Source organism: Williamsia herbipolensis (assembly GCF_036153515.1).
In the GTDB taxonomy this organism is placed as follows: domain Bacteria; phylum Actinomycetota; class Actinomycetes; order Mycobacteriales; family Mycobacteriaceae; genus Williamsia_A; species Williamsia_A herbipolensis.
This window is the reverse complement of record NZ_CP108021.1, coordinates 2933936-2959042: the sequence shown is the minus strand read 5'-3', so window position 1 is coordinate 2959042 and position 25107 is coordinate 2933936. Positions and strand designations below refer to the sequence as shown.

At 70.1% G+C, this 25107-nt stretch carries 25 protein-coding genes; 10 read left to right on the top strand and 15 right to left on the bottom strand.

Annotated features, from left to right (window positions below):
- Window positions 1-3: 3 nt before the first annotated feature.
- Both OG579_RS13385 and OG579_RS13380 read right to left on the bottom strand, forming a co-directional pair.
- On the bottom strand, window positions 4-783 hold the full coding sequence (locus tag OG579_RS13385; RefSeq protein ID WP_328856321.1) for an ABC transporter permease: 780 nt from the start codon (window positions 781-783) through the stop codon (window positions 4-6).
- Window positions 780-1694: an ABC transporter ATP-binding protein gene (locus OG579_RS13380; protein WP_328856320.1), complete on the bottom strand. Its 915-nt coding sequence runs from the start codon at window positions 1692-1694 to the stop codon at window positions 780-782. The genes OG579_RS13385 and OG579_RS13380 overlap by 4 nt, the downstream gene beginning before the upstream one ends.
- Window positions 1695-2034: 340 nt before the next feature.
- Here OG579_RS13380 and OG579_RS13375 point away from each other — a divergent pair, with 340 nt between their 5' ends.
- Window positions 2035-3222 carry a sensor domain-containing phosphodiesterase gene (locus OG579_RS13375; protein WP_328856319.1) on the top strand — a complete coding sequence of 396 codons (1188 nt, stop codon included), beginning with the start codon at window positions 2035-2037 and terminating at the stop codon, window positions 3220-3222.
- A 3-nt stretch (window positions 3223-3225) separates the two neighbouring features.
- Here OG579_RS13375 and OG579_RS13370 read toward each other — a convergent pair whose 3' ends face one another.
- Window positions 3226-3849 carry a LysE/ArgO family amino acid transporter gene (locus OG579_RS13370; protein ID WP_328856318.1) on the bottom strand — a complete coding sequence of 208 codons (624 nt, stop codon included), beginning with the start codon at window positions 3847-3849 and terminating at the stop codon, window positions 3226-3228.
- A gap of 70 nt (window positions 3850-3919) precedes the next feature.
- Here OG579_RS13370 and OG579_RS13365 point away from each other — a divergent pair, with 70 nt between their 5' ends.
- Window positions 3920-4825, top strand: a complete 906-nt coding sequence (locus OG579_RS13365; RefSeq protein ID WP_328856317.1) for a LysR family transcriptional regulator ArgP — start codon at window positions 3920-3922, stop codon at window positions 4823-4825.
- Here the strand turns inward: OG579_RS13365 and OG579_RS13360 are convergent.
- The 3 genes from OG579_RS13360 to OG579_RS13350 form a co-directional block, all read right to left on the bottom strand.
- Window positions 4763-6115 (bottom strand): MFS transporter, encoded by a 1353-nt coding sequence (locus tag OG579_RS13360; protein ID WP_328856316.1) that lies wholly within the window; start codon window positions 6113-6115, stop codon window positions 4763-4765. The genes OG579_RS13365 and OG579_RS13360 overlap by 63 nt on opposite strands.
- A 151-nt stretch (window positions 6116-6266) precedes the next feature.
- Window positions 6267-7787: a flavin-containing monooxygenase gene (locus OG579_RS13355; RefSeq protein WP_328856315.1), complete on the bottom strand. Its 1521-nt coding sequence runs from the start codon at window positions 7785-7787 to the stop codon at window positions 6267-6269.
- 115 nt (window positions 7788-7902) lie between these two features.
- Complete coding sequence (locus OG579_RS13350; RefSeq protein WP_328856314.1) at window positions 7903-10713, bottom strand: DUF2232 domain-containing protein; 2811 nt, start codon at window positions 10711-10713, stop codon at window positions 7903-7905.
- Between the two features lie 221 nt (window positions 10714-10934).
- Between OG579_RS13350 and OG579_RS13345 the strand changes: the two genes are divergently transcribed.
- Window positions 10935-11948, top strand: coding sequence for a hypothetical protein (locus OG579_RS13345; protein WP_328856313.1), 1014 nt, complete (start codon window positions 10935-10937; stop codon window positions 11946-11948).
- Window positions 11949-11961: 13 nt separating this feature from the next.
- On the opposite strand, the gene OG579_RS13340 is transcribed toward OG579_RS13345, so the two are convergent.
- Window positions 11962-12750 (bottom strand): crotonase/enoyl-CoA hydratase family protein, encoded by a 789-nt coding sequence (locus tag OG579_RS13340; protein WP_328856312.1) that lies wholly within the window; start codon window positions 12748-12750, stop codon window positions 11962-11964.
- A 64-nt stretch (window positions 12751-12814) separates the two neighbouring features.
- Here OG579_RS13340 and OG579_RS13335 point away from each other — a divergent pair, with 64 nt between their 5' ends.
- The 4 genes from OG579_RS13335 (at window position 12815) to OG579_RS13320 (ending at window position 17025) form a co-directional block, all read left to right on the top strand.
- A complete protein-coding gene (locus tag OG579_RS13335) occupies window positions 12815-13858 on the top strand; it encodes a crotonase/enoyl-CoA hydratase family protein (protein WP_328856311.1) in 1044 nt (347 codons plus the stop codon).
- 2 nt (window positions 13859-13860) lie between these two features.
- Window positions 13861-14496 carry a TetR/AcrR family transcriptional regulator gene (locus OG579_RS13330; protein WP_052688595.1) on the top strand — a complete coding sequence of 212 codons (636 nt, stop codon included), beginning with the start codon at window positions 13861-13863 and terminating at the stop codon, window positions 14494-14496.
- Window positions 14497-14572: 76 nt separating this feature from the next.
- Window positions 14573-16195 carry an FAD-dependent oxidoreductase gene (locus tag OG579_RS13325; protein WP_328856310.1) on the top strand — a complete coding sequence of 541 codons (1623 nt, stop codon included), beginning with the start codon at window positions 14573-14575 and terminating at the stop codon, window positions 16193-16195.
- Window positions 16192-17025: an SDR family NAD(P)-dependent oxidoreductase gene (locus OG579_RS13320; RefSeq protein ID WP_328856309.1), complete on the top strand. Its 834-nt coding sequence runs from the start codon at window positions 16192-16194 to the stop codon at window positions 17023-17025. The genes OG579_RS13325 and OG579_RS13320 overlap by 4 nt, the downstream gene beginning before the upstream one ends.
- Before the next feature lie 63 nt (window positions 17026-17088).
- On the opposite strand, the gene ku is transcribed toward OG579_RS13320, so the two are convergent.
- The 6 genes from ku to OG579_RS13290 are packed head-to-tail and all read right to left on the bottom strand — an operon-like array spanning window position 17089 to window position 21376.
- Window positions 17089-18027: a non-homologous end joining protein Ku gene (gene ku / locus OG579_RS13315; protein WP_328856308.1), complete on the bottom strand. Its 939-nt coding sequence runs from the start codon at window positions 18025-18027 to the stop codon at window positions 17089-17091.
- A 60-nt stretch (window positions 18028-18087) separates the two neighbouring features.
- Window positions 18088-18336 carry a ferredoxin gene (locus OG579_RS13310; protein ID WP_328856307.1) on the bottom strand — a complete coding sequence of 83 codons (249 nt, stop codon included), beginning with the start codon at window positions 18334-18336 and terminating at the stop codon, window positions 18088-18090.
- On the bottom strand, window positions 18333-19562 hold the full coding sequence (locus tag OG579_RS13305; RefSeq protein ID WP_328856306.1) for an NADH-ubiquinone oxidoreductase-F iron-sulfur binding region domain-containing protein: 1230 nt from the start codon (window positions 19560-19562) through the stop codon (window positions 18333-18335). Before OG579_RS13305 ends, OG579_RS13310 begins: the two co-directional genes overlap by 4 nt.
- Window positions 19559-20119, bottom strand: a complete 561-nt coding sequence (locus OG579_RS13300) for an iron reductase (protein WP_328856305.1) — start codon at window positions 20117-20119, stop codon at window positions 19559-19561. Before OG579_RS13300 ends, OG579_RS13305 begins: the two co-directional genes overlap by 4 nt.
- Complete coding sequence (locus tag OG579_RS13295; RefSeq protein ID WP_328856304.1) at window positions 20116-21075, bottom strand: FAD:protein FMN transferase; 960 nt, start codon at window positions 21073-21075, stop codon at window positions 20116-20118. Before OG579_RS13295 ends, OG579_RS13300 begins: the two co-directional genes overlap by 4 nt.
- A gap of 1 nt (window position 21076) precedes the next feature.
- The gene (locus OG579_RS13290; protein WP_052688590.1) at window positions 21077-21376 is read right to left on the bottom strand and encodes a hypothetical protein; all 300 of its coding nucleotides are present in this window, start codon (window positions 21374-21376) and stop codon (window positions 21077-21079) included.
- Window positions 21377-21562: 186 nt separating this feature from the next.
- Between OG579_RS13290 and OG579_RS13285 the strand changes: the two genes are divergently transcribed.
- A complete protein-coding gene (locus tag OG579_RS13285; RefSeq protein ID WP_328856303.1) occupies window positions 21563-22594 on the top strand; it encodes an NADP-dependent oxidoreductase in 1032 nt (343 codons plus the stop codon).
- A gap of 83 nt (window positions 22595-22677) precedes the next feature.
- Here OG579_RS13285 and OG579_RS13280 read toward each other — a convergent pair whose 3' ends face one another.
- Window positions 22678-23241 (bottom strand): hypothetical protein, encoded by a 564-nt coding sequence (locus OG579_RS13280; RefSeq protein WP_045821061.1) that lies wholly within the window; start codon window positions 23239-23241, stop codon window positions 22678-22680.
- Window positions 23242-23554: 313 nt separating this feature from the next.
- Between OG579_RS13280 and OG579_RS13275 the strand changes: the two genes are divergently transcribed.
- Together OG579_RS13275 and OG579_RS13270 are read left to right on the top strand one after the other, a co-directional pair.
- Entirely contained in the window at window positions 23555-24277 is a 723-nt protein-coding gene (locus OG579_RS13275; protein ID WP_150116331.1) for a VIT1/CCC1 transporter family protein, read from the top strand.
- Between the two features lie 35 nt (window positions 24278-24312).
- Window positions 24313-24795, top strand: a complete 483-nt coding sequence (locus OG579_RS13270) for an SRPBCC family protein (RefSeq protein ID WP_328856302.1) — start codon at window positions 24313-24315, stop codon at window positions 24793-24795.
- A 15-nt stretch (window positions 24796-24810) separates the two neighbouring features.
- Here the strand turns inward: OG579_RS13270 and OG579_RS13265 are convergent, their stop codons facing one another.
- Window positions 24811-25050 (bottom strand): DUF6480 family protein, encoded by a 240-nt coding sequence (locus tag OG579_RS13265; RefSeq protein WP_045821058.1) that lies wholly within the window; start codon window positions 25048-25050, stop codon window positions 24811-24813.
- Between the last annotated feature and the right edge of the window lie 57 nt (window positions 25051-25107).

The window sequence follows — 25107 nt, the reverse complement described above, 5'->3', positions numbered from 1 at the left end:
AGCTCATTCCCATCGGAAGACCCGCACCGACACCGCTGCGAGGACGACCGTCCACGCCGCGAGGACCCCCAGGTGCAGGAGGCTCGGCCAGCCACCGTCGATGGCGCTGGTCAGCGCACCGACCGCCGACCCGCTGGGCGTGCCGTCGGAGATGCCACGCAGCCACCCCGGCATCGACGCCCGCGGGATCCAGAGACCGGCGAAGAACTGCAGGGCGAAGAACAGGACGGTGCCCACCGCGGCGGCGATCTTGTTGCTGCGGAACGCACTCGCGAGCACCATCCCGATCGACAGCATCGCCGCGACGGCGAACGCGAGTGCCAGCACGAACCCGATCCCGTTGCGCGGCAGCGGTGCACCGAACGCGGCGGGGACACCCACCATCGCCGCGACCACGACGACCTCGACCGCGAGGCACAGGATCACCTGCGCGGCCAGCAGCGCCGCGGGTGATGCCGGTGTGGTGCGCAGGCGTCGCAGGATCCCCATCTCCCGGTACCGCGTGAGGACGTCGGGCAGGATCTGGACGCTCAGGAGCACCGCGGAGAACATCACGAGGATGGGTTGGTAGGCGGTGAACCAACTCGACCCGTCGAGGTCGGCGACCGGTCGCGTCGTGGCGGGGATGGCCCCCAGGACGATCGACGCGATGAGCGGCAGGGCTGCGACCCAGACCACGAGGGCGGGATTGCGGGCCATCAGACGCGCCTCGGAGGTGAGGATGCCGGGCAGTCCGTGCGGCAGTGCGAGGCCGGGTGTACGCGGCGACAGTGTGGTGGTCATGAGTGCGAGTCCTTTCCGTGGGTGACGAGCGAGACGAAAGCGTCGTCGAGGGTGGGTTGTTCGACGCGGAGGTGTCCGGCGGAGACCCCCTGCGCGCGCAGGGCCGCGAGCACGTCGGCGACCATCTCGGCGTCGCCGGTGACGTGCACCACCTCACCGCGGGTCTCGGTGTCGGACACCGCGGTCAGCGCACGGATGGTGCCGGGGTCGACCGGGGCGGACGGCACGAAGGTCATCACCTGCGCCCCGCCCACGCGATCGGCGAGTTCGGCCGGCGTCCCGAGGGCGACGACACGTCCGGAGTCGATGACGGCGACCCGATCACACAGTCGCTGAGCCTCTTCCATGAAGTGCGACACCAGCAGCAGCGTGACGCCCGTGGTCCGCAGGTCCTCGAGGAGTCCCCACACCTCGCGGCGCGCCTGCGGGTCGAGGCCGGTGGTGAGTTCGTCGAGGATCGCCACTCGCGGGCGGCCGACGAGGGCGAGGGCCACCGACAGACGTTGCTTCTGCCCTCCGGACAGCCGGGAGAAGGCGACATCGCGCTGCGGACCCAACCCGAGCCGCTCGGTGAGCTCGGCGATGTCGAAGGGGTTGCGGTAGAAGCTCGCGTACAGGGAGAGTGCCTCACCGACGCGAATCTTGTCGGGCAGCAACGACTCCTGCAGTTGGATCCCCAACACCTCACGGAGGTCGGGGGATTCGTCAGCCGGGTCGTGTCCGGCCACCTCCACGACACCGCCGTCACGGGCGCGCAGACCCCCGATGCACTCGACGGTCGTCGTCTTGCCCGCGCCGTTGGGGCCGAGGATCCCGAAGATCTCGCCCTCGTCGACCTCGAATCCGACGTCGACGACGCCACGGCCACCGGGGTAGCCCTTGCTCAGATGTTCCACTCGAATGATTGCCATGTGATCAGCGTCGTCGGGAAACGGGCCCGCGGCATCGACCGGTCGGCTACACCGCGATCAACCGATCGGTGGATCCACCGACGGGCCGCGCCGACCAGGATGGCGGATCGGCTCTTCACGGCACCACAGCGTGTTTGGGGTGTGCGTTAAGCTTTTCGCACGACCGGCCTCGGGGGGGCGGTGCCGCGGTGGTGGGGGGAACTACCAGCGCGATCAGCACTTCTCATGCGATGCGAGAATCCGATTCGACATGTCCACGGTCGATTCGCAGAAGTGGACGAGGTGTTCGTTGGCGCCGATCAGACGCGGGATCACACACATCCTGGACCACCCTTCGCGGGTGGCGCCGGTCTTCCAGCCCATCGTCCGGCTCGACAGCCGTGACGTCATCGGGTTCGAGGCGCTGGCCCGGTGGCCCGAGTCACCCGGGGTCAACCCGGTCGAGGCGTTCGACGTCGCCCGCACACTCGGTGAGGTCGCCCGGCTGGACTGGTGGTGTCGACGACGCGCCTTCGAGACCGCCGTGGTCGACGAGATGGACCGCAGCCAGTACCTGTTCATGAACGTCGAACCGGACACCCTGGCCTCGCCGCCACCGTGGCAGGACGACCGGTTGCTGGCCGACGTCGAGGAGTCGGGGATCCAGATCGTGCTCGAACTGACCGAGCGCACCCTGCTCAGCGATCCGTCGACCGTTCTCCGCACGGTGGAACAGTCGCGGAGGTCCGGATACGGCATCGCGCTCGACGACATCGGCGCGCGGGTCGACGGTCTCGCCCTTCTCGATGTCATCGCCCCCGACGTGGTGAAGTTCGACCGTGGGCTCACCCACATGGACGAGTCCACCATCGAGACCGCCCTCGCCATCACCATCGCCGGCGAGTACGCGCGCCGTCACGATGTCGCGATCATCGCCGAGGGGGTGGAGACCTCCGCACATGAGCGGTGCGCCGAACAACTGGGCGCGACCCTCGGCCAGGGATTCCGGTACGGCCGTCCGGGACCGCTGTCGGATGTGGCACCGCTGGTGGGGCCGCGACCCCGCCTGGTCGACACGACACGGGGTCGCGTCGATCCCCTGCGTGCCATCTCCGATCGGGTGCCCACCGCCGTCGGTTCCCTGACCGACGTGTTGTCGATGTGCGACGCGGTCGAGAACGCCGCGCTGGAAGAGACCACGCCGGGTTGCGTGGTCGCCGCCCTGCAGGGTGCGCGTCACATCTCCGCGGAGATCGCTGCGCGCTACCGCGACCTGGCCCGACGGCAGCTCCTGGTCGGCCTCACCGGTCCGGGGCTCGGCCGTGCGCCGCAGCCGGGCGTCCTCGGACCGCTCACCCCGGACACCGCACCCGATGACACGTTTGCCGTGGCGGTGATCGCCGCAGGTCATGCGGTCGCGGTCATCGCGACGGCGATCGACGGACCGGGACGACCGGGCACGGGCGACTACCGGTGGTGCATCACGACCGATCGCACCGTGGTCGCCGAGATCGCACGATCGATCATCGTGGACCTCGCCCCACGCTGAACGTCACAGCGACGCGAGCAGCGTCGCCCCGACGGCCAGCATCACGACGGCGACGAACGCGTCGAGGATCTGCCAGGCGCGGGGCCTGGTGAACAGCGGAGCCAGCTTGCCCGCGGCGAATCCCAGGGCGCAGAACCACAGGATGCTGGCCGCGCCCGCCCCGATCGCGAACGCCCACTTCCCCTCGGGGCCGTGGCTGTTGGCGATCGCCCCGAGGGTCAGCACGGTGTCGAGGTAGACGTGCGGGTTGAGCCACGTGAGGGCGAGTGCGGCACCGACGGCAGCCCATCGGGACCGGCTGCCCGCACGGGAGGTGACCTCCCCGCTCGCGATGGCCGTCGGCGCCAGGCTGCGACGAGCGGCCATGAGTCCCAACACGATCACGTAGCCGGCGCCGAGCACCGTCGCCACGGTCACGATGCCCGGGTGCCCGGAGACGACGGCACCGAGGCCGACCACACCCGCGACGATCAGGACCAGATCGGAGACCGCGCACACCGCGACGATGGGGACGACGTGGGTCCGTGCGACACCGTTGCGCAGCACCATGACGTTCTGCGGACCGATCGCGATGATCAGGCCGGCACCGGTGGCGAGTCCGGTCAGTGCGATGGGCAGTGGGTTCATGCCGACGACGCTAACGACGGATCCACCATCAATCCAGCGAATGATTTTGACGAATCATTAGAATCACTTCATGATCACGAGTGACGGCCTCGCGACCCTGGCCGCGGTGGTGCGCGAGGGCACCTTCGATGCCGCCGCTCGCGCCCTGCACGTGACGCCGTCGGCGGTCAGTCAGCGGATCAAGGCACTCGAGTCCGACGTCGGACGGGTCGTGGTGCGGCGCAGCAAACCGTGCGTCGCGACCACCGACGGCGAGGTGCTGCTCCGCCTCGCCAAGCAGTGGGATCTGTTGACCTCCAGCGCCTTCGCCGAACTGACCGGTGCCGCCGAGCACGAACCGGACGACCCTCGCGACCGTCCACGGGTGCACCTGCCCATCGCGAGCAACGCCGACTCGCTCGCCACCTGGTTGCTGCCGGTGATCGTGGACATGCAGAACCGGTTCGACGTCGCCATCGAGGTGATGCGCGACGACGAGAGCCACAACACCGAGTACCTGCGGTCGGGACAGGTGCTGGGCGCCCTCACCTCCGATCCCACCCCGATCCGGGGATGCACCGAGCGGCGTCTCGGTGCGACGCGCTACCTCCCGGTGGCGGGCGCCGACTTCGCCCGGACGTGGTTCCCGGACGGGCTGAAGGCACGCGACCTCGCACGAGCGCCGATGGTGGCCTTCGACCGCAAGGACACGATCATGGCCGCCCTCATCCGACGCCACACGCGCACACCGCTGTCGCCGCCGACCACGTACATCCCGGCATCGACGGAGTACCACCGTGCCGTCGAACTCGGCGCCGGGTGGGGCACGGTGCCGCAGGCGCAGATCGCCGACGCCCTCGCCGCCGGCACCGTCGTGGTGCTCTCCGACGACCATGTCGACATCGAGTTGTACTGGCAGTACTGGACGGTCAACTCACCGCTGATCGCGGAGCTGACCGACCTCATCGTCGCTGCCGGTCGCGACTTCCTCGTGTGACGTCGCCCCCGTGTCGCGCAACGGATGCGCGATCTCGTCGTGGGCGAGTCGGGCTGCGGCGTAGGCGATCACGGCGATCGGGACGGGGATGGCCGCGGCCAGGAGGAACGTCGTGGTGAGGCCGACGGCGCCCGCGACAGGTGCGGCCACCGCCATCGACACCGGCATGAAGGCGACCGAGACGAAGAAGTCGAGGCTCGAGACACGACCCAGCATCGCCGGCGGCACGCGCCGTTGCAGGAGCGTCCCCCACAGCACCATCGGCGCGTCGAAGGTGATGCCCATGACGAAGGCGGCCACCACGAACATCGCGACGTGGTCGGCGAAGGCGAAGGCGATCAACGGGAGTCCGCTGAGGCCCCACACGACGAACATGATCGTCAGGTAGCGACGCGGCATGGGTCGCGACGCCATGTACAGCGAACCCAGCGCGCCACCGACACCGAACGCCGCCAGCACCATGGCGTGCGAGCCGGCGTCACCACCGGCGCGGTCCTTGATCGCGAACGGGACCAACACCTCCAGCGGGCCGGCGGTCATCATCACCAGGATCAGCGCGAACAACAACGTGGCCAGCAGCCACGGTGTGCGCCACATGTAGCCGAAGCCCTCGGCGATCTCGGCGATGGTGCGACGCACCGGATGTCGATCGTCGGTCACACGCTCGACGACCACCGGTCGCATCCGCACGTAGAAGACCGCCGACAGTGCGCTCGCCACGGCCGACCCGACGATTGCCGCGGGAGGTGCGGACATCGCGATCAGTCCGCCGGCGAGTGCCGGGCCCACGGCCTGGAAGATGACCGGACGCAGGGTGCCCTCGAACCCGTTGACCGCGAGCAGTTCCGCCGGCGGCACCACGCGCGGCACCAACGCCGAGTACGCCGGGTAGTAGATGCCGGTGGTGATGCCGCCGATCAACCCGACGACGGCGAGTGCACCGACACCGAGATTTCCGGTGACCCCCAGCAGTCCGACGCCGCCGATGGCGACGAGCTTGACCACCTCGAGCGCGATGAGGATGGTGCGCTGTGACATCCGGTCGGCGAGCACGCCACCGAACAGCGTGGACACGACCATCCCGATCGCGGCCAGTGTGGTGATCGCCGACAGCGCACCGGGTCCGCCGCCGAGGGCGATGACCTGCCAGACGACACCGACGGTCCAGATGCCGTCGGCGAACGTCGCCAGTACGAGACCCATCGCGAGCAGGCGGTATTGGGTACGGGCCAACGGCGCCAGGGCACGCGGCAACCGCGATCGCTCGGCGCCGGTCGACGTCTCGGCCACGCTCACACGGTCCAGGATGCCCGTTTCGGCGCCGTGGACACCACCGATTTACCCCGCGCGGCCACCACTGTGGCCGAGATCGTCCCCCTCAGAGCCCGCCGAGGGCAGATCGCCGTCGGCGCCCCGCCAGGGGGACGATCTCAGCAGCGGGTCAGCTGTGGACGGCGTCGCGCTGCGGGACGGACGTCGGCGCGCGTCCGAACGTCATCGACTCGGTGATCTTGTCGCGCTTGGCGTCGATCGCGTCGAGCACCACGTTCGCGCGGACCGTCCACGGCTTGTCGGCGCTGGCCTTGGGCAGGGCACCCGCCGACCGTGCGACGTAGCCACTCGACAGGTCCACCATCGGCACGTCGGGGAGCTCCTTGCCGCGCCGGTCGGGGTAGGCGTGGGTGTAGCCGTGGGAGTCCATGTAGTGCAGCAGATCTGCGACGGCCTTGGACGTGAGGTCGGCGCGCAGCGTCCACGACGCGTTGGTGTAGCCGAACGTCCACGCGAAGTTCGGGACACCCTCGAGCATGCGGCCGCGGTAGAGGAAACGCTCACCGGGCGTGACCTTCTCGCCGTCGACGGCCAGGCTGATCCCGCCGAACACCTGCAACTGCAGACCGGTCGCGGTGACGACGACGTCGGCGTCGAGGTGGTCGCCCGACGAGAGACGGATACCGGTCTCGTCGAAGCTGTCGATGGTGTCGGTGACGATCCCGGCCTTGCCGGACTTGATGGCGCGGAACAGGTCTGCGTCGGGGACGACGCACAGGCGCTGATCCCACGGGTTGTAGGTCGGGTTGAAGTGCGTGTCGACGTCGAAGCCGTCGGGCAGGATGCGCTTGGCCAACCCGCGCAGCCGTGCGCGCGCCGAGTCGGGGAAGCGACGGCAGTAGAGGTAGAACGCCAGCGAGATCCCCGCGTTCTTGCCGCGGATGATCTTGCTCGCCAGCGGGGCGGGCAATCGCTTCTGCAGCGTGTGCGCGACCTTGTCGACCGAGGGCAGCACCGTGATGTAGGTGGGTGAACGCTGCAGCATCGTCACGTGCTCGGCGTCGCGGGACATGCTGGGGATCAACGTGATCGCCGTGGCGCCGCTGCCGATCACGACCACCTTCTTACCGGCGTAGTCGAGATCCTCGGGCCACTTCTGCGGGTGCACGACCTGCCCGCCGAAGCGGTCGATGCCCGCGAAATCGGGGGTGTAGCCGCCGTCGTAGTCGTAGTAGCCGGTGCACAGGTGGAAGAAGCGTGCCTGGTAGGTGACGGGCTTGCCGTCGATCTCGGTCTCCACCGTCCAGCGGTCGACCGTGGTGTCGAAGTCCGCCGAGAGCACGTGGACGCCGTAGCGGATCTTCTCGTCGATGCCGTACTCCGCGGCGGCGTCGACGAGGTACTGCCGGATGTCGTCGCCGTCGGCGATGGACTTCTCCCCGTCCCACGGACGGAACGGGTAGCTCAGCGTGTAGATGTCGCTGTCGGAGCGGACGCCGGGATACCGGAAGAGGTCCCAGGTGCCGCCGATCGCCTGGCGGCGCTCGAGGATCGCGTAGCTCAGGCCGGGGTTGCGTTCCTGCAGCCGGTACGCGGCGTCGATGCCCGAGAGTCCCGCACCGACGATCAGCACGTCACGGAACTCGACTGCTGAATCCGACCTGGTCTCGGACGTGCCTGCCTGGGTCATGATGATCCTCTCCGCATCGGAGCCGATCCGGCTGACGAGCCCACCGGACGCTTATTGACTGATCGACAATAACGCTCTTATTGACGAAGCGTCAATAGCGGCGCAGCTGGTGTTCTCAGCCTACGGCGATCGCGGCGACGACCACGGCGGCGACGAAGACGATGGCGATGACGTCGCCGATCCCCGGTCGGCGATCGGCACGGGCGACCGATCCGATCCCGCCGCGGTTGTCCATCGCGGTGGCCACCTCGCGCGCATTCTGCACCGCCAACGAGCACGCGATGGGCATGCAGGCCGACCACTGTTCGACCCGCTGCTGGGCCGACCGCTTCCCGGGCGTACGACGCTGCCCGACGGTCTGCAGCAACACCCGGAAGTCGGAGATCATGAACGGCAGCAGGCGGAGCGCGACGGTCACCGCGACCGCGACGGGCTGCAGCGGGATGCCCACCCGTCGCGCCCACCCGACGACCCGCTGCCCGAATGCGGGCACCTCGGCCATCGGCGTGGTCCAGCAGAAGACCAGCGACAGATAGAACGACACGATCGTGATCGAGATGAGCACGGCCCAGGTGCTCGCGCCGCCGAGCCCGAGCCGGACGTCGAACACCGTCACGAACGGCTCGCCGCCGCCCATCGCGGTGACGAAACCTCCCAGGCCCATCAGGGCGAAGATCCACCACGGCAGCCGCGGCAGGGCGGCGACGGGGATGCGGCCGGCGAGTGTCCACGCCGCGGCGATGAGCACCGAGGCGCCGACGGTGATCCACCCCGGGTCGATCGCGAACATCAGCGCCGTCGCGACGATGGCGAACACCTTGCTGCCCACCCAGAGTCGATGCGCCGGCGACGACCGGGGCAGAACACGTCCCACGACACCCGCCATCGACGCCCGCGAGGGTCGCTTCTCGACCGTCGGCGGTCGCGGCGGGAGGACCGCGACGTCGATCGCGCGGTCGGCGATGGCGCGCAGTTCGTTCAGGTCGTGGGTGACGATGACGAGCGTGGTGCCCGATGCGCGTACCCGTTGCAGGGCCGCGACCATGGCGATCCGCGACGCGTCGTCGAGTCCGGCGAGCGGTTCGTCGAGCACCAGGACCCGGGGGCGTGCGGCGAGGAGTCCGGCCAGCGCGACCCGCCGCTGCTGCCCGACGCTGAGGTGATCGACGCGCATCTCGGCCACCACCGACGGGTCGAGACCCAACTCGCGCAACGACTCCCACACCAGACGGCCGTTGGAGCGGTCGACACCGGCGGCGTCGCAGATGTCGTCGCGGACACGGGAGCGCACCAGTGACAGTCGTGCGTACTGGTGGCCGAACAGTGCGCCCTCGCGGTTGTTGAGAACCGGCTCACCGTCCAGGTGTACCTCGCCGGCGTCGGGCTTCTCGATCCCGGCGAGCAGGCGGGCCAGCGTGGACTTGCCCGCACCGTTGGCGCCGGTCACCAGCACGGTCTGCCCCGGCGCGATGGTCATGTCGATGTCGGCGAGGACCTCGCGGTGCCACGGGGTGCCGCTGTCGTGGGCGAACCGCAGACCGCGGACATCGAGCCGCCCGCCGCGAATCCAGTTGCGGCGGTTGCCCGCAGGCGGTGTCGCGGGTTCGGTGTCACCACCGGGGACGACGATCGTCGCGTCGGCGGCAGCGATCTCGCGCGGGTCGTGGGTCACGTGCACCACGGCGGTGCCGCCGTCGGCGAGTCGGCGGTAGGTGGTCATCAACGCCTCACGACCCGGACCGTCGATCATCGCGGTGCTCTCGTCGCTCACCAGCAACTGCGGATCGCGGGCGAGGGCCCCGGCGATGGCGAGTCGTTGCAGCTGTCCGCCGGACAGTCGCGAGGTCTCGGCGTCGAGCGCGACATCGAGACCCACGCGATCGAGAAGTGCCCGGGCACGTTCGGGGGTCATCGTGGGATCGCCCCAGGCGAGGTCGTCGCCGACCTGCAGACCGAGCACACCGGTCTCGGGGCGTTGCCCGATGACGGCGGTGCCGCCGGGCGCGCCGAGGCCGGGATTGCCCGCACGGATCACGACACCGGAGGTGGGAGCGCGGCCCGAGATGACCCGGGCGAGAGTCGATTTGCCCGCCCCGTTGCGTCCGGCGACAGCGGTCAGACGGTTGGGCGTGATGTCGGCGTTCATCCCCCACACGGTCGGGGTGGTGGCCCCGGGGTGGGTGACCGACACATCGCGCAGCTCCATCGGGACCGGCGCGATGCGGCCGGTCTCCTCCACCAGCACATCGGTCGACGGCGGACCGAGGCGACGTGCCAGCGACTGCGCCGGGCGCTTGACGAACAGGTAGGTGAACAGCGCGGTGAACACGACCCCGAGCAGGGTCGCGACGGGGATGGTGATCGGCCAGACCCGCAGGGCGCTCACCACCGCGCGATCGATCTGCTCGACCTGGGTGGCACCGGCGTTGCCGATCAGCCGCGCCGCGCCGCCGACACCGTTGCGGATGTTGTCGAAGATGAACTCGCGGTAACTCGAGAAGACCGCGAGACCCGCGGTGGTCAGCGCCGCCGACGGGACACCGAGCCCGAGGACCGCGCCGGCGAGAACGGTCGGCGGCGACCATCGGCGACGGATCGCGATTCCCGCGAAGCATCCCGACACCGCGGCACCGGCCACCATGTTGGCCGTGCCGTACCCGCCGAAGAGCAGTGCCACGATCCATCCGGTGACCCCGGCGAGGATGCACACCGACAGGCGCCGGCGGATGCCGAGGACGGCGAACGGGATCGACGAGACCAGGATCGCGGCCCCGGCGATCGGCAGCACCCGGCTGAGCACGCAGATCGCGGCGGCCACATCGGCGAGCGCCGCGGCCTCGGCGGCCTCGATGGCACTGATCCGCAACCGCCGACGCCCGTCGACGGACTGCCTGCGTACCCGCGACTTCTCCAGGACGGAACTCACGACCACCGCCCTCTCATCGTTCACGTGTCATGTCCGTATCCAGGGTGCCAGAGCAGCGAAGCCGCACGTCGCGGAGCGAGACGATGCATGAGAGTTCGGCCAGGGTCGAGGCCGTGTCGCGACGCCCCCACCTCGCCGAGCCGACCGTTTCTGAGGAAATGCTGCGAGTTCGCACACGGCGGTGACCACGACGCCGTCGGGCGAGTACCTAGGCTGAGGGCGTGACGGCCACGATCTCCCGCATGCCCCGATGGGTCCCCGTGTTCCTCGGTGTGGTGGCGGTGTCGGTGATCGTCGGCGGTGCGGTGTTCGCCGCGGGCGCACCGTCGCGACCGATCGCGGCTCCGCAGGCCGCCGACCCGCGGCCGGAGAAGGTGCAGTCCGCCCGCGACTCGCTGTCGGAGGCCAAGTTGTTGTTCGGCTTCCTGAACGCGGCGGTGGCGGGCGGGTCGGCGACGGTGAGCACGCTGACCGACGGTGTCGGGCAGATCTTCGACGCGGTCGACACCGCCGGACGCGGATCGCAGCAACTGGTGACGGCGCTCGACCAGGCTCCGTCGTTGGCCGCGGCGGGCGGTCAGGTGTCGCAGCTGACGGCCCGGGCCGCCGACGCACTCGGAGAGGTGTCGCGGTTGTCCGACGCCGCCGCGCCGATCGACGACCTCGTCGACCGCATCGTCTCCGCGGTCGAGTCGAACGCCATCCCGGGGGCGCGGAGCAGTCTTCCCGCACTGCGATCGCTGCAACGGGCCACCGGTGACCTCACGTCACAGACCGACGCGATCGCCGGATTGCGTCGGGCGTTGGCGGGTCTGGGACCGGCGGCGCGGTCATCGGCGGGAACCGTCGACGCGGGTATCGCCTCCGCGCGGGAGTCGGCCGGTCAGCTCAGTGCGGGCTTCGCGACGCTGTCCTCCGCACGCCCCCGGGTGGTCGAGGCCGCGAACTCGTTCACCAAGACCTTCGGCCAGCTGACCACCGTGCTGAAGACCATCGACAGCCGCATCGGTGCCGCCCAGACCGATCTGGGTCCGACCCCCGCGATCACCCCGCCGGAGTCGACGCGGCAGACGCAGGTGATCCTGGCCCGCGACAACGCGCCGTTGGTCGCGCGGTCGCTCCTGTGGGCCGGCGTCGCGGGACTGATCACGCTGCTGGTGCTGGGCGGCGTCCCGACCGTTCTCGGCTACCGGTCGCGCCGACGAGCGACGGTCGTCGACACCGCCGCCGACTGACCGCACCGGCAGGTCACGGTGTGCCGGAGTCGAAGGTGCCGTGGCGGCCCGCGCCGGACACGAAACGCCCTGCGCCCTGCGCGGTGCCGTTGACGAGTGATGTCGCGCCGTGGCGGGTCTCGTTGAGCAGCGCCTGGTCGAGGGTGAGGCCGTCCTGTTCGAGCACCGACATCCGGTCCTCACGCAGGCAGGTCTGCGGGAACGCGGCGAGGTCGTGCGCGAGGGCGATGGCGACCTCCAGGGCGGTTCCCGCGGGGGCGACGCGGTTGACGAGTCCGATCGCGTGCGCCTCGGTCGCGTCGACCGGGCGGCCGGTGAGGATGAGGTCCATCGCGCGGCTCTCGCCGATGAGGCGGGGCAGCCGGACGGTTCCGCCGTCGATCAGCGGCACCCCCCACCGACGGCAGAAGACCCCCAGGGTGGCGTTCTCGTCGGCCACGCGCAGATCGGCCCAGAGGGCGAGCTCGAGGCCACCGGCGACGGCGTATCCCTCGATGGCGGCGATCACCGGTTTGCCCAGACGCATCCGGGAGACCCCCATCGGGGCGTCGCCGTCGGGTGCGAACCGGTTGATGCGTTCGGGATCACCGGCGGCGATGGCGCCGAGATCGGCACCGGCACAGAAGGTGCCGCCGAGTCCGTGGAGGATCGCGACCGCGGCGTCGTCGTCGGCGTCGAAGTCGCGACACGCCTGCGCGAGGGCCTCGGCGGTCGGACGATCGACCGCGTTGCGCACCTCGGGACGGTCGATCGCGATGACGGTCACCGGACCGTCGTGACGCACCTGCACCAGCTCGGCCATGGGTCGACACTAGACCCGCGCGGTACGGGCCCGGGCCGGTCAGGCCACCGATAGTGTTGCGGCGATGAGCGACGACTCGAACCTGACGACCCCGACCCAGGGCGGCGACCGGCCCGCCGGATGGCGTGACGACTGGACCTCGGGCCCACCGGTGTCGGCGGTGGGCGACCGCACCCCGCCGGACACGCTCGACTACCCGACGCTGACCTACGTGGTGACCGGACGCATCGCGCGGATCACCTTCAACCGGCCCGCGCACGGGAACGCGATCACCTCCGACACCCCGCGCGACATCGCGGCGGCCGTCGAGCACGCCGATCTCGATCCCCGCGTCCACGTGATCCTGCTGTCGGGTCGTGGCAAGGGTTTCTGCGGCGGGTACGACCTCGGCATGTTCGCCGAGCGGTGGCAGGACCCGGGCGCCGACGAGTCGCGGAGGTCAGTGCACGAGGTGGGTGTCGACGGCACCGTGCTCGACCCGATGGTGCAGGCGACCAACCACAATCCTGCCGGTCAGTGGGACCCGATGGTCGATTTCGCGATGATGAGCCGCAACGGCCGAGGCTTCTCGAGCCTGCTGCACGCGAACAAACCCGTGGTGGCGAAGCTGCACGGGTTCTGCATCGCGGGCGGCACCGACATCGCCCTGCACTGCGACCAGATCATCACCGCCGACGACGTCCGCATCGGCTATCCACCGGTGCGGGTGTGGGGTGTGCCGTCCACCGGTCTGTGGGCCCACCGCATCGGCGACCAGCGCGCCAAGCGGATGCTGTTCACCGGCGACAGCATCGACGGGAAAACCGCGCTCGACTGGGGTCTCGCCGTGGAATCGGCACCGGCCGATCGTCTCGACGAGGTGGTGGAGGACTACGTCGCCCGCATCGCCGCGATGCCGATCAACCAGTTGATGATGGTCAAGCTCGCCCTCAACAGCGCCCTGCTGTCGCAGGGGGTGGCCACCTCGGCGATGATCAGCACCGTCTTCGACGGCGTGTCGCGGCATACGCGCGAGGGCTATGCGTTCCAGACGCGTTCGGCGACATCGGGATTCAAGCAGGCAGTGCGGGAGCGAGACGAGCCGTTCGGCGATCACAAGAAGGGGTGAGAGTGACCATCGCTCGGGAGGGGGGCCGCAGCTACGGGGGCGAGAGCCCGGTGGCGCGGGACGAACGTCGGCGGCGACAACTTCTCGACGCGGGCCTGTCGATCTTCGGATCGGTGGGTTTCCGCGCGGCGACCGTACGGGGTCTGTGCCGCGAGGCCCGCGTCGCCGATCGCTATTTCTACGAACAGTTCCCGGGTCTCGAGGACCTGTTGCTCGCGGTGTACGCCGAATGCGTCGATCGGATGATGGCCGCCGTCGTCGACGAACTCGCCGCCCTGCCACCGGATGCCACGACGGTGGTCCGGGCCAGTCGCGGGCTCGACGCGTTCTTCGGCGTGACCGAGAACCCGTTGCTCGCGCGCGTGGTGTGGCTCGAGGTCCTCGGGGTGAGCCCTCGGGTCGACCGGCTCTATCTCGACACCCTCAACCGGTTCGGCGACCTGCTGCTGTCGCAGATGCGGGCGGATCAGCAGGCTCCCGTCGACGAGGCCGAGCGCCGTGTCCTCGCGACGGCGGCCGTCGGCGGCATCCGACAGACGGGCACCGCCTGGCTGATCGACGGGTACACGACCGATCGGCGGGTCCTGGTCGCGGCGTCGACGCGGTTCCTGGTGGCCATCGCGGAGTCGGATCACTGATCGACCATCTCACCGTGACGGTGGCTCCCATGCGTTAATCTGATGACGCTTGTCATCGGATGAAGGGGTGGGCGCCATGGCGGAGATCGACCACGACTGGGTCGTCATCGGGTCCGGCTTCGGCGGCAGCGTCGCCGCCCTGCGGCTGGCCGAGAAGGGCTACGACGTCACCGTGCTCGAGAAGGGCCGTCGCTTCGCCGACACCGATTTCGCCTCGAGCGCCTGGCAGGTCGGCAAACTGCTGTGGGCACCGTTCGCGGGGCTGCGCGGCATCATGGCCATGACCCCGTTCTCCCACGTCACCGTCATCAGCGGGGTGGGCGTCGGCGGCGGGTCGCTGGTCTACGGCAACACCCTCTACGTCCCGCACTCCGACGATTTCTACCGTCACCCCCAGTGGGCCGATCTCGCCGACTGGCGCAGCGAACTCGCACCCCACTTCGCGACCGCCCAGTCGATGCTCGGCGTCACCACGTTCGTCGGCGAGGGACCCAGCGAGGACCTGATGCGCGACATCGCCGCCGACCTCGGCGCGAGCGACCGGATCCACACCACGGAGGTGGGGGTGTTCCTCGGCGAACCCGGGAAGCGGGTCCCCGACCCCTACTTCGACGGCGCCGGCCCCGACCGTGCGGGCTGTATCCGGTGCGGTCAGTGCATGCTGGGATGCCGACACAACGCGAAGAACACCCTGGTGAAGAACTACCTCCACCTGGCCGAACGCCTCGGGGCGCGGGTGGAGGCCGAGCGGACCGTCGTCGACATCCGTCCGATCGGCGCCGCCGACGGTTCCGACGGCTACGAGGTCACCACCGTCCGATCGGGCGGCATCCTGCGTCGCGACCGGCAGACGATCCGCACGCGGGGCGTCGTCGTGGCCGGCGGCGCGTTGGGCACCAACCTGCTGCTGCGCACGCTGCGCGACCGCGGCAGCCTGCCCCGACTGAGCGACCGGCTCGGCCACCTCGTCCGCACCAACAGCGAGGCCATCGTCGCGGTGACCTCGAACCACCCGAAGGCCGACCTGCGCAGCGACATCGCCATCACCACGAGCATCCATCCCGACGAACACACGCACTTCACCAACAACACCTACGGTCTCGGCGGCGACGCCATGGGCCTCACGTTCGGTCCGCTCACCGGCGGTCGTCTGCGGGTGGGACAGTTCGTCCTCGCGATGCTCGCGCGCCCGCTGCGCTGGCTGAGCCCCACGCGACTGTCGGGGTGGTCGAGGCGGTCGGTGGTGTTCACCATCATGCAGAGCACCGACACCGCGCTCCGGCTGCGACGCCGGAACCGGTTCAGCCGCATCAACACCGCGGTCGGCGACGGCGACGCGCCCCTCGGCGACCTCCCGATCGCGCGGACGATCGCCGAGTCGGCGGTCCGCCACATCGGCGGGGGCGGTTACGGTTCCACCGCGGTCACCGAATCGCTGCTCGCCCGCCCGACCACCGCGCACATTCTCGGCGGCGCGGTCATCGCCGACTCACCCGCGCACGGTGTCGTGGATCGGTTCCGTCGCGCCTTCGGCTACGAGAACCTGCTCATCACCGACGGTTCGACCGTCGCCGCGAACGCCGGGGTCAATCCCAGCCTCACCATCACCGCGATGGCCGAGGAGGCGATGTCGCATGTGCCGCAGAAGAACCCGACCACACCGGTCGCGGCGCGCCCGACCACGGTGACCGCGCGATGAGCGGCGTTGGTTCCTGGGTCCGCGCGGGCCGCCACGCGGTGGTGACCGGCGGCTCGTCGGGGCTGGGACTGGAGATCAGTCGCCAGTTGGTCGGACGCGGTGTCGGGGTCACGCTGCTCGCCCGCGACGAGGCGAAACTCGCCACCGCGGCACAAGCGTTGCGCGCACAGGTCGCCGATGCGGCGGTACGCACGCGGTCGGTCGACGTCTCCGACCCCGATGCGGTCGTGGATGCGTTCGCCGGACTCGCCGCCGACCATCCGATCGACGTGCTGATCAACTCGGCGGGCATCATGCGCGAGGGCTACTTCGAGACACTGCCCGCCGCGGCCTTCACCGACGTCATGGACATCAACTTCTTCGGCACCGTGAACGCCATTCGTGCTGTGCTGCCGCATCTTCCGCATCCCGGTGGGCGGATCGTGAACATCGCCTCCCTCGCCGGACTCACCGGCGTCTTCGGCTACACCCCGTACTGCGCGGCCAAACACGCCCTCGTCGGTTTCACGAACGCACTGCGTTTCGAGATGGAACCGCAGGGCATCGGGGTGCACCTGATCTGCCCCGGCGAGTTCGACTCCCCTCTCGTGGAGGCACTCGATGCCACCCGCACCCCCGAGAACCGCGCCCACACGTTGACGATCCCGAAGGTACCGGTGGAGACGATCGCGCGGGAGACGGTGGCGGCGTTGGACTCCGGACGCGACCAGGTCATCCCGGGACGCGTGCCCGCACTGGTCTCCACCGGCCAGCGACTGCTCCCCGCGGCCGGCAAGCTGGTGGGCCGCCGCAAGGTGGCTCAGGTCTATCGGGGCCCGGGCCACCCATAGTCGGCAGAGTGTCCCGCCCCGCGGGAAACCGTGCCGACTCCGTGCGGGAGAACGGCGCTGGGCTCAGGCCGACTTCTTCGCCGCGGTCTTCTTCGCGGGCGCCTTCTTGGCAGGTGCCTTCTTCGCGGCGGTCTTGCGGGGCGCGGCCTTCGCGGCCGGCGCCTTCTTCGCGGGGGTCTTCTCCTCGTCGGAACCCGAGTCGTCCGATGCCGATGTGTCCGGGCCGCCGCGGTTCTTCACCGATGCGCGCAGTGCGGCGAGCAGATCGGCCACCTCGGAGTCGTCGTCGCCCGAGTCGTCGGTCTCGGCGGTCGGGAACGCCTCGGTCCCCTCGGCTTTCGCCTCGATCAGCTTGCTCAGCTCGAGCTGGTAGGTGTCCTCGTACTCCGAGGGGTCGAAATCGCCTGCCATGGTGTCGATCAACGACTGCGCCATCTCGAGTTCCTGCGGCCGGATGGTCGGCTCGTCCTCGAGCGCGGGGAACTCGGCCTTGCGGACCTCGTCGGGCCACAGCAGGGTCTGGAGGGTCATCACGTTGTCGACCACACGCAGGGCCGCGAGCCGGGTCCGGTTGCGCAGCGTGAACGTCACGACGGCCACGCGGTCGCTGTCGGCGAGCGCCTGACGCAGCAGCACGTAGGCCTTCGGCGACTTCGACGCCGGTTCGAGGTAGTAGGGCTTGTCGTAGTAGATCGGGTCGATCTGCTCTCGTGGCACGAACCCGGTGATCGAGATCTCGGGGCTCTTCTGCACCGGCAGCTCGGCGAGGTCGGACTTGGTGAGGATCACCGTCTCGCCGCTGTCGCTCTCGTACGCGTTGGCGATGTCGGAGAACTCGACCTCGGTGTCGGTGCCCTCGCGCACCTTGCGGTAGCGGATGCGGGTGCCGTCCTTCGCGTCGACCTGGTGCGAGGTGCGGTCGTGAGACTCCGTGGCGGAGTACACCTTGACCGGCACGTTGACCAGGCCAAAGCTCAGATCGCCTTTCCAGATCGAGCGCATGGGGATCATTGTGCCGACCTCGGGCGCCGTCCGCAGCCCCCTGGGCCGTGTCGATGCAGATCAGTGACCCGGCGGGGTTGCCTCGGCATCGGCTCGGGCCTCGGTCTCGACCAGCGTCAACGCCAGTCGCGGGCAGGCCCGGACCGCCCGCCGTGCCCGGCCGGTGGCGTCGTGCGGCACCTCGGGTCGGCGTCGGCCGTCGCGGCTCACCGGGTATCCCCATTCGTCGCGGTCGAACACCTCGGGCACCAGTTCGGCGCACAGGCCGCGGCCGTCGCAGGCGGTCCAGTCGATGTGGAGCGCGGTCATCGGAGCTGTCCCGCCGCGACCTCGTCGGCGAACACCGCGAGCGCCGAGCGCACCATGTGGGCGGTGCCGTCGGGATGGCTGCACGCGCCGCGTCCGTCGATGGTGTCGGCGAGGGTGACCGCGCGGTGTGCGGCCTGGGCTCCCGCACCGGCGGCCACGGCCGCCATCGCCTCGGCCAGCGCGGGCATCCCGAACCGGCACGGACCGCACTGGCCCGCACTCTCCCGCGCGAGGTGGCCGACGATCTCGGCGACGACGGGCAGACCGCGCTCGCCGCGCATCAGGTACGAGAACACGCCGGCACCGGGACTCGCCCCGACCTCCGACAGCGACCGTGCCGACAGGGCCAGCCGCGGGACCGCTCGTCCGTCGACCCACGTGCCGTGGAAGCCCCCGACGAGGACCGCGCGGAGATCGGTCGGGTCGACCGAGATGCGTCGGAGCACCACCGCCAGCGGGGTCCCGAGGTCGGTCTCGACGACGCCGTCGAGGCCTCTGCGGCCGGACAGGGTGACCAGAGCGGTACCGGGTTCGGCGGCGGTGCCGCGGCCCCGGAACCACGCGGCGCCGTTGCGGGAGATGAGCGCGACGTGGGCGAGCGTCTCGACGTTCTGGACCAACGTGGGTCGGCCGCCGACGCCGCGCACAGCGCTCGGGACCACCCGGTTGCGGGGCAGTCCCGGCCCGCCGGAGAGCAGGTCGACGATGGCGGTGGTCTCGCCGTCGACGAACCGCCCCGCGGTCGCGGTCACCGTCACGGGGGTGCGATCCCATCCCGACGCGGCGCGCTCGGCGACGAGCGAGGCGAGCTCGTCGACGCGGTGCGCGGGCACGCAGAGGTGGGCAGCCTGTGCGCCCACGGCCTCGGCCACTGCGGCGAGACCGTCGAGCACCAGATGCGGTGACTGTCGGAGCAGGACGGCGTCCTTGCCGCTGAGCGGCTCACCCTCGGCGCCGTTGGCGACGACGAACGGTCGGTTGCGTCGTCGTGCCGCGTCCGCGGTGGCCTCGATCTTGCGGGCGACCGGGAAGGCCGCGCCGCCGCGACCCGTGAGCCCTGCCGCCGCGATCAGGTCGATGAGGTCGCGACCGCGACGGGCCCTCGCCCCGTAGATCTCGTGATGCCGCCGCAGCGAGCCGCCGGCACCGGTGAGCAGTCGGTCGGCGGGATGGTCGGGCGCCGTGGCGCGGTGCCGCGACGGGCGGGGTTCGGTGATCGCGGTCATGCGGTCGCCACCTCTCGTGATCGGGAGAACTCGGTGAAACGGGGGTGCAGTCGGATGCCGACGGCGATGAGCACGGCGACGACGCAGCACGCGGTGATGGCCCACATCCACGGGGCGCCGCTGTCACTGCCCGCACCGAGCCCGTGCGCGACCGCGATGGGCCACAGTCCGTAGGCGGCCCAGTGGACGGTACGAAATGCTCTCTGCCCGATGCGATGTCGGAGGAGTGCGCTGAGCACCACCACGACCACAAGGTCCAGAGTCAGCGTGCCCAGGCCCACCCAGAACCACTCGTAGCCGCCGCCGAACGGGACGACCACGTCGACGAGGTCGAGCTGCGCGTACGGATCGACGACGAGTGTCGTGACGTGCACCGCGATGAGCAATGTCGCCGAGAGAGAGGCGAACTGGTGCAGTGACACCACACCGAAACGCGGCAGTCCCGCGACCCCACGCCCCGACCGTGTCGCGATGCCGAGCACCATCGACACCGTCAGCATCATGAGAGCGGTGATGCCGGTGCCGCGGCCCAGCGCCCAGAGGGCCTCGTCGCTCACGCCGCCATCTCCGCATCCTGCGGCCAGCCGCCCAACCCGACAACGGTCCCGTCGGCAGCGACCAGACGGGCGGGCAGCCCGGTGGACTCGATCCATGGCTGTCCCGCAGCGCCTTTCACGATGGCGCCCGTGGTCAGCGTGTTGGCGTCGATGCACCGGCGGGCGACCGCGGTCACCGTGCGCCAGTGCCGTGCGGCCGGCTCACCCGTGCGGGGATCGATGATGTGGTGCACGCTGCGGCCCTTGTGGGTCCACTGTCGGCGCAGCGTGCTGGAGGTGGCCACCGCGCAGTCACCGACGAGTCCGATCTGTGCCGCGGGTTCGGTCCGCCCGTCGGCGGGGACGTCCTGGACCAGGATCTGCCAGCCTCCGGAGGGGGCGTCCCCGCGAGCGCAGATGTCGCCTCCGAGGTTGACCATGGCGCCGCAACCGATCTCGTCGGCGATGACCTCGGCGGCGAGGTCGGCGGCCACCGCCTTGGCGGTCGCCCCGAGATCGAGGAGCACGCCCTCGGGGACGGTGAGGGTGTCGGCGTGGCGACGGATCATCGTGTGATCGGCCTCGTGCACGGCGACGCTGGGTCCCGCGGTCAGGCCGCTCGCGCGGTCGGCGACGACATCGGCGAAGTCGCGGTCGTATCCCAACGCGACGAGTCGTCGACCGATGGTGGGGTCGACGGCGCCGCCGGAGGCACGGGCGGCGTCGAGCGCGGCGTCGACGAGGGTCGCCAGGACAGGGGTGATCCGCGTGGGGCGCCCACGCCGGATCGACCGTCCGTACAGCTCGGCGTCGGGACGGAAGCGACTGCAGGCGGCGTCGACGTCGGCGAGAACGGAATCGACGACGGCGCGCGCCTCCACGAGACGATCGGGGTCGGTGACGACCAGCGAGGCCTCGAGTCCCCACACCTGCCAGGTCGTGGTCGTCTCGGGGGGAACCGAACGGGGGTGTGTCATGTCAGGACCCGCTCGTCTGGCCGTGGGTGTCGCCCGAGCCGGCGGTCACGGTGGGCGCGGTGCCATAGGACGAGGCGCCGGAGGAATCCGACCCGCTCGAGTCGGTTCCGGTCGAATCGGTGGTCCCGGTGGAGGTCGACCCCGTCGAGGTCGTGGTGGACGTCGTGGAGGTCGAGGTGTCGGTCGAACCGGTGTCGGCGTAGGCCAGGCCCGAGGTGATCCCGACGGCGGCGAGTGCGCTCGCCGCGAGAGCGCCGGCGGCCCATCGTGCTCGTCGGATCCCGCGTTGGGGTGTGTTCACGGCTGACTCCTTCGCATCTCGCGGCGACCGCTCGTCGGTCCTCTCGCCGGTGTGATGACCAGCATCGGAGCCGAACCTGGGAGGTCGCTGCGACCCGGCTGCGAAGGGGGTCGGAACAACGCGCGGGGTGGGGTCGTTGCGCCACACAGCAGTTTTGTCCACGAAATCTCAAGGAGCTCCACCGTCATGACCTCGCCGCAGTCCGCCCGACGCATCGTCCTCGCCGCCCGCCCCCACGGCGAGCCACAGGACTCCGACGTCCGATTCGAGGAGTTCTCCCTCCCGGAACCGCGTGAGGGCCAGGTGTTGCTGCAGACGCTCGACCTGTCTCTCGACCCCTACATGCGCGGTCGGATGAGCTCGGCGAAGTCGTACGCACCGCCGGTCGAGATCGACGCCCCGATGGTCGGCGCGACCGTCTCGCGGGTGTTGGCATCGCGCGACCCCGGATTCGCCGAGGGTGACGTCGTGCTCGGCTACGGCGGGTGGCAGACCCATTCGGTCGAGTCGACCACGCACCTCCGCAAGCTCGACGCGGACTCAGCGGTCCCGCACACCACCGCCCTCGGTGTCCTCGGCATGCCCGGCTTCACCGCCTACTCGGGCCTGCTGACCATCGGCCGCCCGCAGCCCGGCGAGACCGTCGTCGTCGCCGCGGCCACCGGTCCCGTGGGTTCCGCGGTCGGTCAGATCGCGAAGATCAAGGGCGCCCGCGCCGTCGGTATCGCGGGTGGACCCGACAAGGTCGCGTACCTGCGCGACGAGTTGGGCTTCGACGCCGCGATCGACCATCGCGCCGATGATCTCGCCGAGCAGCTGGCGGCGGCGACCGGCGACGGCATCGACGTCTACTTCGAGAACGTGGGCGGCAAGGTGTTCGACGCCGTCCTCCCGCGCATGAACACCTACGGCCGGATCCCGGTGTGCGGGTTGGTCGCCAACTACAACCTGACGTCGCTGCCGGAGGGTCCCGACCGCAGCGGTGCACTCATGGGCGTCATCCTCCGCAGCAGCCTCACCGTGCGCGGCTTCATCCAGACCGAGTTCGCCGCCGAGCAACAGGAGACGTTCCTGAGCGAGGCGTCGCAGTGGGTTGCCGACGGTTCACTGAAATACCTCGAGCACGTGGTCGACGGCTTCGACAACACCCTCGACGCGTTCCGCGACATGCTGGCGGGTCGCAGCTTCGGCAAGACCGTGGTGCACGTCGCCGACTGAGGTCACCCGAAGGCGCGCGCCGGCGGTCTCGTACCGCGGACGAACGACATCGCCGTACTCCCGTGGGAGTACGGCGATGTGTCTCAGCGGCCGATTCGTCGGGCCACGCCGTCGGCGAGCCCGGACACGATCTGCGCCGGTCGCTGTTGCTCGCCCTGCTGGGCACCGAGGACCACGATCGTCCCGGTCAGTACCGGCAACGCCCACTGCAGGTAGCGGAGCTGTTTCTGGGCTGCGGCGACGTCGGGCGGCGTCGTCGGTGCGGGCTCGGTGGCACCCCGTACGGGAGAGCCGTCGCCGGTCGCGGTCTTGGCGCCCAGCAGGCCGCTGTAGACCGTGGCCGCGACGGCCGCACCGGTGACGGCGAGCTTGGCGACTGTGTTCGCGCGCACACCGGTCTGGTGTGCGGCGCGGCCGCGGTTGTCGTAGAGCACGACGGCGCCGCCCACGGCGTGCGCGGCGATGGCGGCGGCGTTGACCGGCGACCAGCCGGCCCAACCGACGGCGGCGACCCGAGCGCGATCCTGGGGATCGCGGACCGCGGCAGCGGCGCCGTTGACCCCGACCGCGCCCATCAGCGATCCGCCGAACCATGCGGCTGCACCGAGATCATGGAGTGCGCGAAAAGTGGTGATACGTCTGGACATATGGCCCTCCTGGGGCATCTCACCGGTCGGCAGTCGCCAAGGACGGCCGCGCGGTGACGCACCGCAGCGCTGACCAGATGAGATCTGAGATCCATTGCTGCCGTGCGTGGATCCGCCACGGGACCCTCGGGACCGGTGGCAGGTGAATGTGCTGTGGTTCAGTCGACCCGACTGACTGCAGGAGCAACAACTCCACCGTAGACCGATGTGCCGCGCCGTGGTGGCACTGGTGATGTGCTGCATCTCATCCACGCAGGTCAGGACAGCCTCATCTGCCTGGACGGGCTGGTGCCGACCATGTTTCATGGTGGCCATGTCCGAGACCGAACCGATCCAGCACAGCGCCGAACCCCATGCATCGGGGACCGGCGGCAAACTCAACTGGTTGCGCGCCGGGGTGCTCGGCGCGAACGACGGAATCGTCTCCACCGCAGGCATCGTCATCGGTGTCGCCGCCGCGACCGCCGAGCGGGAGCCCATCTTCACCGCCGGTGTGGCGGGCCTGGCCGCGGGCGCGGTGTCGATGGCGCTCGGCGAGTACGTATCGGTGAGCACCCAGCGCGACACGGAGAAGGCACTGCTGGACAAGGAGCGAGACGAACTCGCCGAGCAGCCGGAGGAGGAACTCGAGGAGCTCGCCGCGATCTACGAGGCGAAGGGCCTCTCGACCGAGACCGCGTGGCAGGTCGCCACCGAGCTCACCGAGAACGACGCCTTCGCCGCGCACGTCGACGCCGAGCTGGGTATCGACCCCGATGATCTGACCAGCCCCTGGCAGGCCGCGATCTCCTCGGCCATCTCGTTCACCACCGGCGCGGTGCTGCCGCTGCTCGCCATCCTCTTGACGCCTGCGCACCTGCGGATCCCGGTCACCTTCCTCGTGGTGGCCGCGGCCCTCGCACTGGCCGGGTTCATCAGCGCGACGATCGGCGACGCGCATCGCTCGCGCGCGGTCCTGCGGGTCACGGTCGGCGGCGTCATCGCCATGGTGGTGACCTACGCGATCGGACGGCTCGTGGGCGGAGTGGTCGTCTGAGCGAGCCCCGTGCGTCGTTCGTTAGGTTGGGTCACATGAGCTACGAGCACGCGGAATCGATCGACATCGACGCCACCCCCGACACCGTCTACCGCGTGGTGTCCGACGTGACGCGGACCGGGGAGTGGAGCCCCATCTGCACCGCCTGCTGGTGGGACAGCGGCGACGAGCCGGGTCCGGACGGTCCGCGGGTCGACGCCTGGTTCACCGGACGCAACGAGAAGCCGTCACGCACCTGGGAGACGCGATCGGTCGTGGTGGCCGCCGAGCCCGGTCGCGAATTCGCGTGGCTGGTCGGCGGGAAGTACGCGCGCTGGGGCTTCACCCTCGAGCCCGCGGGCGACGGGACCCGACTCACCGAGACCTGGCAGTTCCGCGACGACGGCATCGCCTTCTTCCACGAGAAGTACGGCGACGAGGCGCAGGCGCAGATCACCGATCGCGTCGACGCCGCTCACTCCGGCATCCCGGCGACCCTCGCGAGGATCAAGAGCATCATCGAGGCCGAGCAGACCTGATCCCGGTTCGGGAGATCAGAAGTACTGGGTCGAATCCACGATCACGGCGATGAGCCCGGCGATCGCGACGATGATCACGATCGTCGTGATGACCCCGACCACGATGGTGGTGGGAGAGAAGCGTCGTGGCGTCGCCTGCCGTGCGTCGGAGGCCATCGAGGTCGACGCGTCTGCGGGCGGGGTGGCGCCGGGGTCGACACTCCCACCGGTCTCGAGATCGGAGTCGGGGAAACGAGCGGGTTCGGCGTCGGGCATGTGCAGCTCCTGGCGTGACAGGCGGTGGCGAGCACCGCGATGGTTGGTGTCACTCGC

Bases quoted from the DNA above. Each gene is read 5' to 3' on its own strand.
- OG579_RS13310 (WP_328856307.1), bottom strand. From the start codon at position 18,336: ATGACCGCGCTCCACATCGACTGGACCGCCTGCGACGGCCGCGGCCTG.
- ku (WP_328856308.1), bottom strand. From the start codon at position 18,027: ATGCGCTCGATCTGGAAAGGCGATCTGAGCTTTGGCCTGGTCAACGTG.
- OG579_RS13275 (WP_150116331.1), top strand. From the start codon at position 23,555: ATGTCCGAGACCGAACCGATCCAGCACAGCGCCGAACCCCATGCATCG.
- OG579_RS13285 (WP_328856303.1), top strand. From the start codon at position 21,563: ATGACCTCGCCGCAGTCCGCCCGACGCATCGTCCTCGCCGCCCGCCCC.
- OG579_RS13270 (WP_328856302.1), top strand. From the start codon at position 24,313: ATGAGCTACGAGCACGCGGAATCGATCGACATCGACGCCACCCCCGAC.
- OG579_RS13370 (WP_328856318.1), bottom strand. From the start codon at position 3,849: ATGAACCCACTGCCCATCGCACTGACCGGACTCGCCACCGGTGCCGGC.
- OG579_RS13385 (WP_328856321.1), bottom strand. From the start codon at position 783: ATGACCACCACACTGTCGCCGCGTACACCCGGCCTCGCACTGCCGCAC.
- OG579_RS13335 (WP_328856311.1), top strand. From the start codon at position 12,815: ATGAGCGACGACTCGAACCTGACGACCCCGACCCAGGGCGGCGACCGG.
- OG579_RS13380 (WP_328856320.1), bottom strand. From the start codon at position 1,694: ATGGCAATCATTCGAGTGGAACATCTGAGCAAGGGCTACCCCGGTGGC.
- OG579_RS13305 (WP_328856306.1), bottom strand. From the start codon at position 19,562: ATGACCGCGATCACCGAACCCCGCCCGTCGCGGCACCGCGCCACGGCG.
- OG579_RS13355 (WP_328856315.1), bottom strand. From the start codon at position 7,787: ATGACCCAGGCAGGCACGTCCGAGACCAGGTCGGATTCAGCAGTCGAG.
- OG579_RS13295 (WP_328856304.1), bottom strand. From the start codon at position 21,075: ATGACACACCCCCGTTCGGTTCCCCCCGAGACGACCACGACCTGGCAG.
- OG579_RS13280 (WP_045821061.1), bottom strand. From the start codon at position 23,241: ATGTCCAGACGTATCACCACTTTTCGCGCACTCCATGATCTCGGTGCA.
- OG579_RS13320 (WP_328856309.1), top strand. From the start codon at position 16,192: ATGAGCGGCGTTGGTTCCTGGGTCCGCGCGGGCCGCCACGCGGTGGTG.
- OG579_RS13340 (WP_328856312.1), bottom strand. From the start codon at position 12,750: ATGGCCGAGCTGGTGCAGGTGCGTCACGACGGTCCGGTGACCGTCATC.
- OG579_RS13365 (WP_328856317.1), top strand. From the start codon at position 3,920: ATGATCACGAGTGACGGCCTCGCGACCCTGGCCGCGGTGGTGCGCGAG.
- OG579_RS13265 (WP_045821058.1), bottom strand. From the start codon at position 25,050: ATGCCCGACGCCGAACCCGCTCGTTTCCCCGACTCCGATCTCGAGACC.
- OG579_RS13325 (WP_328856310.1), top strand. From the start codon at position 14,573: ATGGCGGAGATCGACCACGACTGGGTCGTCATCGGGTCCGGCTTCGGC.